Raw genomic sequence first — 15,975 nt, forward strand, 5'->3', positions numbered from 1 at the left:
AAGATGCGCTCTGTCACTAAAGACAATATCACTGACGTCTTCATGGGGTACCTGTCCAAAGACACTAATCAACGAATGCGTGAAATCATGGGCTCTCTGGTCAAACACCTGCACGATTTCGCACGGGAAACCAACCTGACGCATGACGAGTGGCGGGCCGGGATTGCGTTTCTGGAAGGCTGCGCCGCGGTGGAAACCGAGGATAGGCATGAATTCGTGCTAGCCTCGGACGTGTTGGGCCTGTCGTCATTGGTTGACATGCTGCATTCCAGCCCTGACGCGACCAGCTCGTCTGTGTTGGGTCCATTTCACGTCTCGGGCGCCCCCCCGCTGCCGATCGGTGGCGATATGAAACGTAACTATGGAGGGCTGGTTCTGCTGGCCGAAGGCGTGATCCGGGATACAAAGGGCAATCCGATTGCGGGTGCCGAGCTCGACATCTGGCAAACAGCGCCAAACGGGCTCTACGCCAGTCAGGATGAGGAACAGGATATCTACTCTTTTCATGGCTTGATGACGGTCGGCTCAGATGGCCGTTACGCTTTCACCACGGTCAAACCAGTGGAATACACGGTGCCATCTGATGGGCCAGTCGGAGACATTCTGCGAGCCTGTGGTCGCCATCCCTGGCGACCGTCGCACCTGCATTACATCGTCAAAGCTCCCGGTTATCGCACTTTGGTGACCGAGATATTTCCCGACGATGATCCCTATCTGGATGAAGACACGGTGTTTGGCGTGCGCGACGATCTGGTGATGACATATGTTGAACGCCCGGCTTCTGAATTTCCTGATGGCATGGAGCTTTCTGGTAAGATCCATGAACCTTTCTTGCATGTGAATTTCGACGTGACGCTTGCCAAGGACTGATTGATAGATAGGAGGCTTGAGGTGCTGAAACGTATCTTCATTTTGGGCGCTGCCCTGTTTTGCAGTGCTGCCATCGCACAAGAGCGGCCCATCTTCGACGCGCATATTCATTACAGCCACGACGCCGTCGAACTGGTGCCACCAGAACAGGTGGCTAAAATCCTTCGGGATGCGGGCGTGCGGAAAGCGCTAGTTTCCAGCTCGGACGACAATGGCACTCAGCTGTTGTTGGCCGCGGCGCCGGACATCGTCGTTCCAGCGTTGCGCCCGTACCGTCGTCGCGGTGAAATCAACACCTGGATGCACGATGAAACTGTAATTGATTATCTGGAAGAAAACCTGGCCAAAAACGACTACGAAGCTATCGGCGAGTTTCACGCTTACGGCGAAGATATCAAAACGCCGGTCATCCAGCGTATGATTGCACTGGCCAAAGAGCGGAACCTCATTCTACACCACCACGGTGATCGAGAGGCAGTTGACCTGATCTTCGAGACTTGGCCAGAGGCGCGGGTTTTGTGGGCGCATTCTGGCTTTGACGACCCGGCCAGCGTGTCTGACGCTTTGGACACTTATCCCAGGCTTTGGGCGGACTTGGCTTTTCGGTCGGATATGGTTTCACGCGGCCGTTTAGACCCGGATTGGAAGGCCGCGTTCGAGGCGCATCCCGAACGGTTCATGGTCGGTACGGACACATTTGCGCCGGAACGTTGGTACTATGTTGGCCCGCACGCAGATTTTTCGCGTGAATGGCTGGATCTGCTGCCGGATCGGATCGCAGACAACATCGCCTATGCCAACGCTGAACGTTTGCTGGCATCAGAATGATCCGCTGGGTTATATGGCTCCTTGCTTCACCGGGCGCAGCAATTGCTTGTGACGCTGGGGGGCAACGCATGGGGTCGGAAGCCCCAGATGCGCCTGCGGTTTATTTGGGTGTCAGCGAAATTCCGTTGGCCCAACCGTTTTCCGTTCTGGTTTCAGTCTGCAGTGAAGCAACGGCACATGAGGTGCGTGTTGATGCAATCATGCCCGCTCATCAGCACGGTTTGAATTACCTTCCCGAAGTTTCGGCATTGGGCGATGGAGTGTTCCGGGTCGATGACTTGCTGTTTCACATGCCGGGACTCTGGGAGTCGCAGGCTGACGTTTATATCGGAGGGCGATCGCTGTCCTACACGTCAGAGATTACGCTCAAATGAAGTTCTGGGCTTTAACCGCGCTATTGACGCTTCCGGTTGCTGTACACTCAGAAATTCTATTGTCCGAAGAGGAAATACAGCAAACGCTTTCCTTCGGGCCGTGGCCGCCAACATACCAGCCAGACCCCAGCAATCGCGTTTCAGGTGACACAAGAGCTATTTCGCTCGGCGCGGCTTTGTTCAACGATCCGGTGCTGTCGGTAGACGGCGCTTTTTCTTGCGCGAGTTGTCACGACCCCGAACAGGCATTTGCAACATCCGAGGCGCGGGCGCTCGGCCGGGTCAGGTTGGATCGGAACACCCCATCCCTGAGAAACCTTGCGGGTCTGCGCTGGTACGGTTGGGGCGGCAAGAGCGATAGTCTCTGGGCAGCAAGTCTGCATCCGATCATCGAAGAACAAGGGATGGCTCATAGCAGCGAAAGTCTAAAGGCGGCAATCTCCGAGAGTTCTTATGTTGCTGATTTTGAGTCCATTTTCGGCAATATCCGAAGTCAAGACCCGGAGTTGGTCCTGGTCAACACGGCCAAGTCTCTATCAGCCTATTTGGAGACGCTTAGAACCGAGCGGACACAATTTGACAGTTTCCGCGATGCGCTGGAACGCGGAGATCTGTTGGCGGCTGCGAACTATCCCGAAGCTGCTCAGAGAGGTCTAAAGCTCTTTCTGGGGCGCGGGAAATGTGCCCTTTGCCACAATGGCCCGGCATTTTCCAACAATGAATTTCACGACGCCGGTGTGCCTTACTTCCTAAGCGAAACCGAAGTCGATGAAGGACGGTTCGGCGGGTTGAACTTCCTATTTTTAAGCGTCTACACACTGGACGGGGAATGGAACGACGATCCCGCCAAGCAAGGTGCGTGGGCGGTTCGCAGTGTGCGTAGGCGTCATTCTGATTTTGGGACCTTTCGTACGCCAAGTTTGCGGGGTGTGGCTGAAACTCCGCCCTATATGCACGACGGCAGTTTGATCGACTTGGACGCGGTGGTCCGGCACTACAGCGAGCTTGATACCGAAAGGCTGCATGCCGACGGTGAGGCCATGCTCTCAGAACTGAGCTTGTCCGAGCAGGAGATCGCTGATCTCATTATGTTTTTGGAGACTTTGTCCGGCGTTGCATGGCCTTGAGATACTCCAATTCAGCCAAAGTGCCGCCTGAGTTATGCGGCACGTCGCATTTTGCTGACCCCCTTTCCACGTCAGAGAGTGTGGCCAACAAAACAAGGTAGTTGCAGTCGCCCGAATGATCTATGCCGAACCCCTTGTTGCCTACTTTGGTCGGGCCGTTCCCGAGTAAAATATCGTCTTGCTCCAGCGCCTGCCCACAAAAACTTTCGTCACTGGTCGCTTCGCATGCTAAAAGGGTGCACTAAGGCAATTGGGTTGGGCGCTTTTAACAAACGGCAAACGGGCAGGTGGCTCAATGACCGCCTCGAGAACTCCCACCTGCCGTTTGTACGACTCGACCTCGCGTTACAGCGTTTCAAACACATGCGAAATCTACAGAAATTCGCCGTCTTCAAATCCTCTGTATTTGACCACTTCAACTAGGAAAGATCGCTAACCAGCCCAAGCACCTTTAGGCTGATCCGCCTCGCCGGTCTTTGCGAGTGGAGTCAACTTTGTTCCGGATAGGTTCGTGGTTCCCGCGGTAAACTGAGACTGGTTCGACTTCGTCTGACAGAACCGCCACCCATTCCCGCCTTTCGCCACTGTTTTCTTGCCACGGGTGTCCGTGGGTAGTACCGTGCGCTGTGCCGCTCTGCCTCAATCAGAGAAAGCGCGATATGCAGACTGAGGCCGCTTTTCCGAAGCGTGCAAAGTTTACTTAAATCCGCCGCGGTCCATTCATCTCTCTGCTTCCATGATGTTGACTGAAAGATGGGATTGCCCACCTCTACAATAGCCAGACAGGAAACCTTTCGCGATCTCTACTCAGACAACACTGCGCCATTCAGGTCAAAGTGCTTTGGGAACATTGCACGCAGAAATCGGAAAACAATTCTCATTGCTTCGTCGCGGTCAAATGAATCCGGGTGGAGTAGGTAATCAGTCCACATGCCTTCGAGCATTGCGAGTGTGCCGTGCGTGGCGTCCCTGGCAACTTGATTAGGGTGTTCCGTCCCAGTTTCTTTTGCAATTCGAGCGAAAGCGTTGAAAACCAAGTTCCGAAGCTTGGCGTCGCGGGTATCTGAAAACGCAGCGATTGCTGCTCTGTTTCGGGCCTCGCCTCGAAATGCGTACCAAATGGAGACGTTTTTCTTGTTGAGAATGGTTTCACTCAAGTCGCCCCGAACAATCATCTCAATATGTTCCTGTCCGGTTTGCCCGGTCGCTTCCAACAAGTCATAAATGCCGTTGTAGTATTGTTCGGATGAATAGCGGGCGGCTTCGTCGACCAAGTTGTCCTTACCACCAAAATGAAGATGAATCATGCCGCGGGACAGATTGGCGCGTTGGATGATTTCGCTGACTGAGGTCTCGGAAATCCCTTTCTCTGCCACCGAGTCGAGTACGGCCTCGATCAGAGAAAGGCGATTTCGTTCGCGTATTTCTTGTCGTCTTCCGGTCATATGATTAGGCGGCTCTATTTGTTTTCAGTCTCTTGCGGTGGCGTCTAGTGGCCGATGAGAAGTTGGCCAGCCTCTATGTCGAAATAATCAGTTGACACAACTAGTGCAAAAATCCCAGATTTAAATGGACGATTGTCCATTTTGTGATCGACTGTTGTCACAGCATCGAAAACGACATTCAGCAGGGAAGCATGGCAGGAGCACTACGAAGTGAGACGGGCAAGGGCCTGGCACTTAGCGCGCCTGCGACGCTCTACGTGGGGCTGCTTGTAGCCGTACCGCTCTGTATTCTTGTCGCCTACAGTTTTTGGACCCAGACATATGTTCAGATTGACCGGACATTGACTTGGGCGAACTACCAAGAGGCGTTTACTGACCCCTTGGTTCGACACCTAATGATCCGTTCGGTTGCAATTGCGGGCGCGGTGACATTGGCAACGGTTTGTCTGGCCTACCCGATTGCCTACTTCATTGCGTTTCGCACGCAAAAGAAGACCCTCTGGCTGTTGCTGATCACTATTCCTTTTTGGAGCAGCTACCTTCTGCGCGTGTTCAGTTGGAAACTCATTCTTGGTTTCAACGGGGTGTTGAACTCGGCGCTGATTTCATTGGGTTTGATACAAGAACCACTGACATTCCTGCTCTACAATGAGTTTGCTGTGGTCCTTACGCTCGCCCACGCCTGGGCACCTTTTGCCATCCTGCCGATCTATGTATCGCTGCAAAAGATTGACCGCAGCCTTTTGGAGGCCGCAACAGACCTTGGCTGCAGTAAGTTTGAGCGCTTTGTACGTGTGACGCTGCCCCTGACGGTGCCGGGGATCATCGCGGCCTGCCTGATCATTTTCATCCCAACCGTCGGCGATTACGTCACTCCGGCCTTGGTCGGTGGATCTCAGGGAAAAATGGTCGCGAACTTGATCCAGGTGCAGTTCGGCGCCGCCAATAATTGGCCGTTGGGTGCAACTCTGTCTCTTCTCGCCATGCTTTCGGTCGGCTGCGTTGCGATCCTGTTCGTGGTGATCGTCACCGCATTGGGTCGGAGGATCAGATGACCAGGGTATTTCGCATCTCATGGTTGCTGGTTTACGCGATTGCCTACCTGGTGTTTCTCTATCTGCCGGTTTTGCTGTTGCCGCTGTTTTCGTTCAATGACGGAACCATCGTGGCGTTCCCGCTCAAAGGTTTCACGTTGAAATGGTACGCGCAGTTGGGTCAGCAAGACACGCTGTTGCAAGCCATGGTGAATTCGCTGATCGTCGGCAGCGTGACCGCCGTGATGGCAACTTCTCTGGGTCTCTTTGCAGCTCGCGCCTATGTCCGTTATCGCTTCACTGGGCGTGAGTTGTCCGAGGGACTGGTCATGCTTCCACTGGTCATTCCCGGCATCATCGTTGCCAGTTCAATGCTGGTTCTGTTTATCAGCATCGGGCTGAAACCATCGCTGACCACCGTGATCCTTGGGCATGTGTTTGTGGCGCTGCCCTTTTCCGTGTCGATCATGAAGTCTGCGTTTGACGATTTCGACCAGTCTTTGGAGGAGGCCGCGTTCGATCTTGGTGAAAGCGTTGTTGGAACGTTTCGACGTGTTACCCTGCCAATCGTCGCGCCGGGTATCATTGCCAGCCTGTTGGTCACCTTTACAGTGTCGTTTGACGAGTTCGTCTTGGCCTTTTTCCTATCCGGAAACAGCCCAACACTGCCGGTTTATATCTGGAGCCAGATCCGCTTCCCGGCAAAACTGCCCAACACGTTGGCACTGGGGTCGCTGCTTTTACTGTCATCGGTCCTGCTGCTGTTGATTGCCGAATATTTCCGCCGCCGTTCCATCCAGTCCTCAGATTGAAGCCAAAGGAAACAAGTAAGATGAGCGAACAGAACATCATCGAAATTCGGGGCGTAGAAAAACGCTTTGGTTCCTTTGTGGCTGTGTCCGATCTGAACCTGACCTTGAAAGAAGGTGAGTTCTTTTCGTTGCTTGGCCCTTCAGGCTGCGGCAAGACAACGGCTTTGCGCATCATCGCGGGCTTTCAGGATCACGAAGAAGGCGAGATCCGGATCGATGGTCGAACGATGGGAGAGGTGCCTGCCAATAAGCGCCCTACAAATATGGTGTTCCAAAGTTATGCGATCTTTCCGCATTTGAACGTCGGCGACAATGTTGGCTTCGGATTACGCAAAACAAAGCTGTCTCGGAGGGAAATCAAAGAGCGTGTTGCCGAGGCGCTTGAGATGGTCGAGCTTGGCGGCCTGCAGGACCGAAAAGCCAACGAATTGTCGGGAGGTCAGCGGCAACGTGTGGCACTCGCCCGGGCACTCGTTATGCGGCCCAAGGTATTGCTCTTGGATGAACCGTTGTCTGCGTTGGACAAAAATCTGCGCGAAGCGATGCAGTTGGAGATGCGACGCCTTCAACAGAAGCTTGGAATTACTTTCGTCATGGTCACGCATGACCAGTACGAGGCGATGACCATGTCCGACCGCATCGGCGTCATGTTCGCCGGGCAGCTCAAGCAGGTGGATAAGCCAGAGGTCCTGTATTCCCAACCCTGCAACCGGGAAGTGGCTTCTTTCATCGGTGGAATGAATTTTCTGGATGCCGAAGTGACTTCGGAGAATTCTGAAACGCTCGAAGTCAACGTCAAGGGCTTTGGAAAGATGGAAATCGGGGTGAACCCCAACGTCCAGGTGCATGACAAGGAACTCCTTGTCGGGGTTCGGCCTGAGCAACTGGAAATCAGCTCGGAAAAACCGGATGGCTACGATGCTCTTGTTCAGGGCGAGGTTTCGGACGTCGCCTTTTATGGTGAGAGTGTCCACTACTATGTGCGCGTCGACGGTCTGAAAGACAGCATCGCCGTCGCAGTACCAAACTACTTTCACACGGTCGACCACACGCGCGGCGATACCGTCTGGCTTGGCGTTCAAAGCGCCTCGGTGATTGATTTGGGTAAGCGTGAATCTTTGGGAGGAGAACAATGATTAAAACAGCATCACTTACGGCAGCCGTAGTTGCCACCTTTACCGCGGGCCAAGCTCTGGCGAACGCCGCTGACCTGACCGTTTTTGACTGGTCCGGATATGAGGATCAGGGTTTCTACGGCGATTATGTCGAAAAGTACGGTGGGGCGCCCAGCTACACCTATTTTGGCAGCGTGGAAGAAGCGTTCACCAAGCTTCAGTCCGGGTTTGAAGCCGATTTGGCTCACCCTTGCACAGATGCTCTGAGGAAATGGGTGGCGGCAGATTTGATCAAGCCAATCGACACCAGCAAGCTGGAGAATTGGGACAAGTTGATGCCCAAGATCAAAGAGGTCGATGGCATCACGATCGATGGGCAGACCTACATGGTGCCGTTTGAGTGGGGCAACACTGGCCTGATCTATCGCACCGATATGATTTCGGCAGATGATGTTTCGCTGCAATTGCTTGCAGATCCCGCCTATCAGGGCAAAGTCGCCATTCCGGACGCCGCTTCCAGTGCCTTTGCAATGGCAGCCTTGGCGACTGGAGCGTCCAGCTATACCGATATGAGTGACGAGGAATTCCAAAAAGCGGCGGACTATCTGCGCGCGGTTCATCCGAACGTGCGCTTTTATTGGTCTGATGCCGGCCAACTGGATCAGGCAATTGCCAGCGGTGAGGTTACGCTGGGTTGGGGATGGAACCAATCGGAACTGAACCTGATCTGGAACGAAACCCCAGCGGTCATGATGCGCGATGTGGACAAAGGCATCGCGACCTGGGTCTGCGGTTATGTACATCTGAAATCTGCGAAGCAGTCGGATGAGCAGGTCTATGACATGCTGAACGCGCTCAGCTCCGCGGCAAGTGGGAAGTACATCATTGAAAGCTGGGGATACGCCCACGCCAATGAAGACGCTTTTGCACAGGCAGACCCGGAGTTGATCGAAACTTACGGGTTCTCTGATGTGGACAGCTTCTTTGAAGGCAGCCTGTTCTTCGACGCCGTTAACCCTGAGTTGGAGGCCAAGATGTTGAAGGAATTCGAGCGCATCAAAGCGGGCTTCTAAGGGCGCTCTTACAACACAGCCGGGAATGGTGGGGATGTAGAAACCCTTCCATTCCCACGAAACTATTTCCGATTTTCTTGGAGGAAGCGCGGCAATGTCAGGCGCTGACGGATATTCTGTACTCTTTGAGCCGGTTCAAATTGGGCCAGTGACGGCTCGAAACCGGTTCTATCAAGTGCCCCATTGCAACGGCATGGGGCACTTGCGACCACAGGCCGAAGCCGCCATGCGGGCAATGAAGGCCGAGGGTGGTTGGGCCGTCGTCTCCAACCAGGAGACGGAAATTCACCCGACTTCTGACCTGTCCCCGTTTGCCGAAAACCGACTTTGGGATGAGCGGGATATCCCGGCGCTGCGCCTGATGACTGAGGCGGTGCATGGAAAGGGGTCTTTGGCGGCTATTGAATTGGCGCATAACGGTCACCACGCGCAAAATCATCTGAGCCGGGCCCCTTTGCTGGCGCCTTCAGAACTTGCCTTGCAAACTGCTTATCCCAAGCAAGCCAGGGCGATGGATAAGGCGGACATTCGCGAATTTCGCAAGTGGCATCGCGCAGCGGCTCGCCGCTCGCGCGAAGCCGGGTTCGACATCGTGTATGTATATGCCGGGCATCACATGACCTTGCCTCATCATTTCCTGCTGCCACAGTTCAATGATCGAACGGATGAATATGGAGGTTCACTGGAGAACCGGGTGCGGCTAACCCGCGAGCTTCTTGAAGAAACCAAGGAAGAGGTTGGAGACGATTGCGCCATTGCCCTGCGATTTGCGGTTGACGAAATGCTCGGGGCAGACGGCATGCAAGCGCAGGAAGAAGGCCGTGCTGTAGTCGAGTTGCTGGCCGAGCTTCCTGACCTTTGGGATGTTAACGTGGCAGATTGGAGCAACGACTCTGCAACTACCCGGTTCGAGCCCCGCGACGGCTTTCAAACCTCATATATCGAATTCGTGAAACAGGTGACTTCCAAACCTGTTGTTGGCGTCGGGCGTCTTACCTCGCCGGATTTGATGGCGTCACTGGTCAGGAAAGGCATCCTTGATTTTATCGGCGCGGCGCGGCCATCCATCGCTGATCCGTTTCTGCCCAACAAAATCAAGGAAGGTCGCGTCGAAGAAATCCGTGAGTGCATCGGGTGCAATATCTGTGTTTCATCCGACTCTCTCGGCGTCCCCATACGCTGCACACAAAACCCGACCATGGGCGAAGAGTGGCGGCGGAAATGGCATCCAGAGTTCATTGAGCGTCGGGGGAAAGAGAAAACTGCGCTCGTTGTGGGCAGCGGACCAGCCGGACTTGAATGCGCCATGCAATTGGCGCGGCGGGGATACGAGGTAACTCTGGCGGAAGCCAAGCAAGAGCTTGGCGGCCGTGTCTTGCAGGAGTCTGGTCTGACCGGGCTGTCCGCTTGGAAACGCGTCACAGATCACAGGATTTATGACCTTAGGCAAAGAGGGAACGTTCAACTGTTCACCGACAGCCTGTTGTCAGCAACCGAGGTTGTCGAGCTGGCTATTCCGAACGTCTTTGTCGCAACTGGCGCAAAATGGCGACGAGACGGGCGCGGGAAATCTGGATTTCACGGCGTATCAATAAGCGCCGGCGCTCAGGTATTTACGCCGGATGACATCATGTCAGGGACACTGCCGGGGAGCGGTCCGGTTTTGGTCTACGATGATGAACAGGCATATCTCGGTGGTGTATTGGCGGATCATCTGGCTCGGGCTGGACATGAGGTCGTCTTTGTAACCCCGGCTTCAATGGTTTCGCCGTTTACTGAACTAACGCTGGAACAAACTCGAGTACAACGCAGTCTTCTGGAGGGCGGCGTTCAACTGGTCCTGTCTCATACATTGGACAACGTGGCGCCGGGGCAGGCGACCGTGCGATGTGCGTACACGGGGCGAGAACAGACCAAAGACTGTGGTTCAGTTGTGTTGGTGACGCAGCGCGCGCGCGAAACCAACCTCTACGATGAGCTGCGCAGCTTGGCCAACAACCCGCTGACTACGTTGGAATTGATCGGGGATGCAGCAAACCCCGGCTTGATCGCGGACGCAGTATATTCGGGCCACATGGCTGCTCGGAATTTTGAACGCGAGGCGGGCGAAATTGACCGCGAATTTTTCCGTCGGGAACTCGTTTCCCTTGAATTTGTTTGAGGTGCGCCATGCCAAAAGATGATTTGCAAGTTATGCGCGACTTGATGGGCTCGCAACGTGAAGGGTTCGCCTTGCCTCGTCACTTCTACACGTCTCAAGCCGTATACGAGAACGATATCAGTGCGTTCTGGAACCGAAACTGGATCTGGGTCGGCCATGTTAGCCAGGTCCCTGAGCCGGGTGATTATTTCCTGTTCGACTATGGACCCGAGTCCATCATTATCGTTCGGGATCGTGAGGGCGAAGTGCGCGGGCATCTGAACGTATGCCGCCATCGTGGATCGCGGGTTTGCATCGAACGGAAAGGCAAAGCCCGCAACTTCATATGTCCGTATCACGCGTGGACTTTCGACTTGAACGGCAAACTGCGGAACGGTCGATCAATGGGATCGGATTTTGATCCGGGCCAGTATGGGTTGTTCCCGGTTCAGGTGAAGCTATACCAAGGTCTTATATTCGTCTGTGCAGCCGCGAATGCACCACCTCTGGATGCCGCGCTGGAGCGACTCACTCCACTTTCAAAGCCGTTTGACTTTGAAAATCTGAAGGTCGCTCATGAAGCCTCGTATCCGGTTCCCGCGAACTGGAAACTGGCCTTGGAAAACTATCTGGAATGCTATCACTGCGCCCCGTCTCATCAGGACTATTCGCGCAGTCACTCGTTGAAAGATCCTGCTCAAGTTCTTGAGTTCAGCGGCGCTCTTCGCGAGCGGATGGACGAAGTCGGAGTTCCCTTGGAGGAGTTGGACCTGACCGGAGAAAACGCGCTCGCGCCGGGTGCAGATGTCTATTGGCGGCGCTACCCGCTGTTTCCTGGGTATTTGACGGGCAGCAAGGATGGTACGCCTTTGGCTCCCGCTCTGGGAGAGCTAAAGGGTCACGACGGCGGTGCCACCGATCTGGGGATCGGGACTTTGAACTACTTCCTTGTTTATGCAGATCACATGGTTGGCTACCGGTTCGTTCCGCGCGCTCTGCAGGAAACGGATATTCAGATCGTCTGGTATGTGCGCGGCGATGCTCGAGAGGGTCGTGACTACGACAAGAATGCGTTGACATGGCTCTGGCATGTCACGTCGCTCGATGATGAGCGGATCATCCGTCACAATCAGGAAGGTGTGAACTCCCACCATTTCGTGCCGGGACCGCTGTCCGAGATGGAGTGGAGCATTCCTGGTTTCTATCGCAACTACTTCAGCATGATCTGACACGCTCAGAATTCGGAGAAACACCATGACAGAGTTAACGAAGCGCAGATCAAGACGGCGCGGGGGCGGGCGTGAGGCACGTGCTGCCGTGCGAACCAGCAATGTCGCTTCGCAGGCAATCTGGCCGGGGATTGCCGGAGGAAGATACAAGCCCCTTTCAGACGCTGACATTGCGCGCATTCATGAAGCCGGCCTGAGTATTCTGGAGCGTACGGGCGTCGGTGATCCAACACAGGAAGTTCTTGATCTCGTGCTGCCCAAAGGGGCGACGGTGAACGAGCACGGCAGGCTATGCTTTCCTAGGGCCTTGATGGAAGACCTGTTGGCCAAGACCGCAAGCGAATTCTATGTCCATGCACGCGGATCTCGGGCTGGAAAGGACGATATGCACTGCACCAAGGACAAGGTGTATTGCGCAAATTCCGGTACGGCGGTGACAACGTTTGACGCGGAAACGCGCAGTTACCGACCATCAACGCTCAAGGATATCTACGATTTCACCCGACTTGTAGACCGGCTCGACAACATTCACATGACCGGTGATACGGTTCTGGCAACGGATGTCCCGCAGGACTACGAGCATGACATGAGCATGCTATACGCCATTCTGGCGGGAAGCGAGAAACCGTCCTGCCTAACATTCCGCACGCGCGAACACATAAAAGACGCCATTCATATGTTCGATTTGGCATCGGGCGGGGAGGGAAAGTTCCTTGAAAAGCCTTCGGTGATTTTTGGAGGCTGTCCCATCGTCTCACCGCTTCGGTTCGGGCGGGAAAACCTGGAAATTCTGATTGATACTGCAAAAATGGGCCTTGTCTGCGACCTTGCCGTTCCGCCACAAGCCGGAGCCACGTCACCAGCGCCATTGGCCGGCACGCTGGCGCAGGCGGTGGCCGAGACCCTTTCCTGCGTGGCCGTTGCCAACCTGATCAACCCAGGAACACCTGTCGTCTTTGCGGCTTGGCCGTTCATTACTGATCTGCGCACTGGATCGTTTACTGGCGGAAGTGGCGAGCAGGCTTTGATTTCAGCCGCTGCTATTCAGATGGGCAACTTCTACAACCTACCAACCAGCGTCGGATGTGGAATGACGGATTCCAAAATCCCCGATGCGCAATATGGGCTGGAAAAAGCGCTTACCTTCGCTTTGGCGGCCCATGCGGGAGCAAACCGGTTGTGCGAGTTTGGTGGAATGCTCGGCAGCCTGATGGGCTGTAGCTTTGAGTCAATGGTGATCGACAACGAGGCAGCGGGCATGATCTCTCGAACACTGCGCGGGATCGAGGTGAGTGACGATACGCTTTCGGTCGACGTCATCCATGAATGCGCAATAGATCCCGGTCATTTCCTTGGTAATGCGCAGACCTTGCAATACATGGAGACCGAGTATGTCTACCCAACCTTGATGGATCGGGAGCTTACCGACACTTGGGAGAAGGCAGGCCGTCAGGATATGTTCGAGCGGAGCAGGTCGGTTGTGAACGATATCCTATCCAATCACTACCCGAACTACTTTGGCAGCAAGGCTGATGAAGAGGTTCGATCCAAGTTTCCGATCAAGTTGCCGCCTGAAGCAATGCGGGCTGGGTGAGCGTAGCAGGTCGCGGTAGGGGCTCGCCACTTGCAAGGTTGCGAGGCCACCCCGAAGCCATTCCTAAGTTCTCAACGCATTCTGGCGCGTCAGGTCCTCGGTCGCCAGCCGGATGCCCTTTTCAAGGATGTCGAACATCTGGTTCAACTCGTCTTCCGATATGATCAACGGCGGAGAAAACACACACATATTGATGATTGGTCGCAGGATCAGTCCGTTCTCCTGACAATGATGATCGATCAATGCGCCAACTGATTTATCAAGATCCAGCAAGTTATCGGCTTTGGCGTCCGCAACACACTCGACGCATCCAACCAGCCCCATACCGCGGGCATCACCGACGAGCGGCAATTCAGCTAGGGCCTGAAGGCGTTCTGCGAACAGCGGCGTGATCGCGCGGACATGCTCAAGAACGCCGTCACGCTCCATGATTTCGATCGTCTTCAAACCGGCCGCCGCGCTTACTGGGTGGCCCGAATAGGTGAAGCCATTAGAAAAGGTGGCGTCCTGGGCGTGTTCGCCGCTTATTTCTGCTATCAGCCGATCAGAAATGATGCAGGCCCCCATCGGCACATACCCTGAAGTCATTCCCTTAGCGCAGGTGATGATATCCGGCTGAATACCGAAGACGGCTTCGGACGCAAACCAATGCCCAAGCCGTCCGAACCCAGTCACAACCTCGTCCGAGATATACAGGACATCGTACTTTCGGCAGATTTCCAGACAGCGCAGATGATATCCCGGTGGAGGTACGATGACACCTCCAGAGCACAAGATCGGTTCAGCGATGAAAGCTGCGACCTTGTCGGCTCCGGTCTGCAGGATCATGTTTTCCAGATCCGCTATTTTTTCGTCCAGAAAGTCGTCGACTGTCTGCTCGGGGCGACGCGTATAAGGATTCACATTCGGCAGGAAACGCGTCAGGTGACTTGCCTGGTCCAGCCAACCTTTGTCTCGCTCTTTTCCGGACACTGAGGCCGCTAGGTAGGTCGATCCGTGATAGGCTTTCTGCCGCGATATCACGATCTTCTTTTCAGGCTTGCCCAGAAGGTTGTTGCGAAACTGCACAAACCGCAGAGCGGAATCCACGGCGGTTGAGCCACCTGTCGTGAAGAACACATGGTTCAGGTCGCCCGGCGTCCTCTTGGCGATCTCATGCGCCAACCGGGCGGGGGCTGAGTTGGCATTGTTGAAGGGCGAAAAATACGCCATCTCTTTCGCCTGTTGAGCCATCGCATCGGCAATTTCAGTGTTTCCATAGCCCAATTGCATACACCACATGCCAGCAGGGCCGTCTATTAGGCGCTTTCCGTCCTCAGTGAAGACGTGAACGCCCAGACCGCTTTCTGCAAAGGTGCGTTCATTTTGGCCCAGGCATGACATACCTTCCCACGGGTGCAGGAAATGTTCGTTGTCCCACTCGCGAATGGACCGAAAGTCAGAGTTGGAAAGGGTCATGCAGCGCCTTGATGAAATGGAAATCACAAAATGAACGAACATTCATTCAATGTCAATTCTTGAACTTTCGCCCTGCTTAATGCGAGAAGACAAAGTGCGACCACCCAGCGGAGGACAAACAAGATTACTCTCGAGCCCGATATACCAACCAATGCCCGTGATCTGGGTAAGCTGCAGAACCGAAAGCAGTTGATCCAATCGGCTGCAGACGCCATCCATAAGTACGGAATTCGCGGCACAACCTCGGCGAGAATCCAAGAGTTGTCAGGACTGTCGCAAGGGATGGTAAATCTACACTTTGGCTCCAAAGAAAAGCTTCTGCTTGCGGTGGCTGAGCAGTTGTCAGTCCGCTACGCGGAGCAGTGGAAGGTCATCGCAGCCAATCCCGAGTTGGACCCGGCAGACAAGTTAATCTCTATCATTAAGGCAGACTTCGATCCCTTGGTCCTAAATGCACGGGACGTCGCAATCTGGTTTTCCTTCCGGGCTGAAGCGGTCTCGAACCCGAAGGTATTTCCTTTCATCGACTCGCGAGACAAAGGTTTCAGGGCGGCGATACTGGAGCTGTTGGAGCAAATAAAGGTTGAAGGCCAGTACGATGATGTAGACGCCAATCTTGCAACAGACGCATTGGTTGCTTTGCTGGAAGGGCTCTGGACCGACTTCCATTTGCACTCAGAGATCTTCAAACCCTCAGAGGCTTTGAGGATCTGCCTGTTTGTACTGAAATCGATGTTTCCAAAACACTTTAGCAATCAAAAGATCTAAGGATGAAGGTGGCTTTGGAAAATGGGAACCTACCAAGGTCAATCCCTAATCCGTCCGTGTCTCGTGAATGAATCGCCGCAAGTCATTAGTCATTGGTTGGGCCCATAA

General features: G+C 54.4%; 14 protein-coding genes. 12 read left to right on the top strand and 2 right to left on the bottom strand.

What is annotated here, in order from left to right; all coding sequences use genetic code 11:
• The first annotated feature begins 3 nt into the window (after positions 1-3).
• Genes K3752_RS05825 through K3752_RS05840 form a run of 4 tightly spaced genes read left to right on the top strand, consistent with a single transcriptional unit; the run spans position 4 to position 3,199 of the window.
• A complete protein-coding gene (locus tag K3752_RS05825) occupies positions 4-870 on the top strand; it encodes a dioxygenase (protein ID WP_260065482.1) in 867 nt (288 codons plus the stop codon).
• 21 nt (positions 871-891) lie between these two features.
• A complete protein-coding gene (locus tag K3752_RS05830) occupies positions 892-1,698 on the top strand; it encodes a TatD family hydrolase (protein ID WP_260065483.1) in 807 nt (268 codons plus the stop codon).
• A complete protein-coding gene (locus tag K3752_RS05835; RefSeq protein ID WP_260065485.1) occupies positions 1,695-2,072 on the top strand; it encodes a hypothetical protein in 378 nt (125 codons plus the stop codon). Before K3752_RS05830 ends, K3752_RS05835 begins: the two co-directional genes overlap by 4 nt.
• Complete coding sequence (locus tag K3752_RS05840; protein WP_260065487.1) at positions 2,069-3,199, top strand: cytochrome-c peroxidase; 1,131 nt, start codon at positions 2,069-2,071, stop codon at positions 3,197-3,199. Before K3752_RS05835 ends, K3752_RS05840 begins: the two co-directional genes overlap by 4 nt.
• An 803-nt stretch (positions 3,200-4,002) precedes the next feature.
• On the opposite strand, the gene K3752_RS05845 is transcribed toward K3752_RS05840, so the two are convergent.
• Entirely contained in the window at positions 4,003-4,644 is a 642-nt protein-coding gene (locus K3752_RS05845; protein WP_170366819.1) for a TetR family transcriptional regulator C-terminal domain-containing protein, read from the bottom strand.
• A 191-nt stretch (positions 4,645-4,835) separates the two neighbouring features.
• Between K3752_RS05845 and K3752_RS05850 the strand changes: the two genes are divergently transcribed.
• From K3752_RS05850 to K3752_RS05880, 7 genes are all read left to right on the top strand, one after another.
• Entirely contained in the window at positions 4,836-5,699 is an 864-nt protein-coding gene (locus K3752_RS05850) for an ABC transporter permease (RefSeq protein ID WP_170404037.1), read from the top strand.
• Positions 5,696-6,490: an ABC transporter permease gene (locus tag K3752_RS05855; protein ID WP_170339925.1), complete on the top strand. Its 795-nt coding sequence runs from the start codon at positions 5,696-5,698 to the stop codon at positions 6,488-6,490. The genes K3752_RS05850 and K3752_RS05855 overlap by 4 nt, the downstream gene beginning before the upstream one ends.
• A 20-nt stretch (positions 6,491-6,510) precedes the next feature.
• Positions 6,511-7,626, top strand: a complete 1,116-nt coding sequence (locus K3752_RS05860) for an ABC transporter ATP-binding protein (RefSeq protein WP_170357404.1) — start codon at positions 6,511-6,513, stop codon at positions 7,624-7,626.
• Positions 7,623-8,678, top strand: coding sequence for a PotD/PotF family extracellular solute-binding protein (locus K3752_RS05865; RefSeq protein WP_170339920.1), 1,056 nt, complete (start codon positions 7,623-7,625; stop codon positions 8,676-8,678). Before K3752_RS05860 ends, K3752_RS05865 begins: the two co-directional genes overlap by 4 nt.
• A 94-nt stretch (positions 8,679-8,772) precedes the next feature.
• On the top strand, positions 8,773-10,839 hold the full coding sequence (locus tag K3752_RS05870) for an FAD-dependent oxidoreductase (RefSeq protein ID WP_260065493.1): 2,067 nt from the start codon (positions 8,773-8,775) through the stop codon (positions 10,837-10,839).
• Between the two features lie 8 nt (positions 10,840-10,847).
• Positions 10,848-12,047, top strand: a complete 1,200-nt coding sequence (locus tag K3752_RS05875; protein WP_260065495.1) for an aromatic ring-hydroxylating dioxygenase subunit alpha — start codon at positions 10,848-10,850, stop codon at positions 12,045-12,047.
• A gap of 25 nt (positions 12,048-12,072) precedes the next feature.
• The gene (locus tag K3752_RS05880) at positions 12,073-13,641 is read left to right on the top strand and encodes a trimethylamine methyltransferase family protein (RefSeq protein WP_260065497.1); all 1,569 of its coding nucleotides are present in this window, start codon (positions 12,073-12,075) and stop codon (positions 13,639-13,641) included.
• A 63-nt stretch (positions 13,642-13,704) separates the two neighbouring features.
• Here the strand turns inward: K3752_RS05880 and K3752_RS05885 are convergent, their stop codons facing one another.
• Complete coding sequence (locus tag K3752_RS05885) at positions 13,705-15,099, bottom strand: aminotransferase (RefSeq protein ID WP_170371560.1); 1,395 nt, start codon at positions 15,097-15,099, stop codon at positions 13,705-13,707.
• Between the two features lie 189 nt (positions 15,100-15,288).
• On the opposite strand from K3752_RS05885, the gene K3752_RS05890 reads away from it, so the two are divergent.
• Positions 15,289-15,867 carry a TetR/AcrR family transcriptional regulator gene (locus tag K3752_RS05890; protein WP_260065499.1) on the top strand — a complete coding sequence of 193 codons (579 nt, stop codon included), beginning with the start codon at positions 15,289-15,291 and terminating at the stop codon, positions 15,865-15,867.
• The last annotated feature ends 108 nt before the right edge of the window (positions 15,868-15,975 follow it).

This window comes from Ruegeria sp. B32, assembly GCF_025141855.1.
Classification (GTDB): Bacteria; Pseudomonadota; Alphaproteobacteria; order Rhodobacterales; family Rhodobacteraceae; genus Ruegeria; species Ruegeria arenilitoris.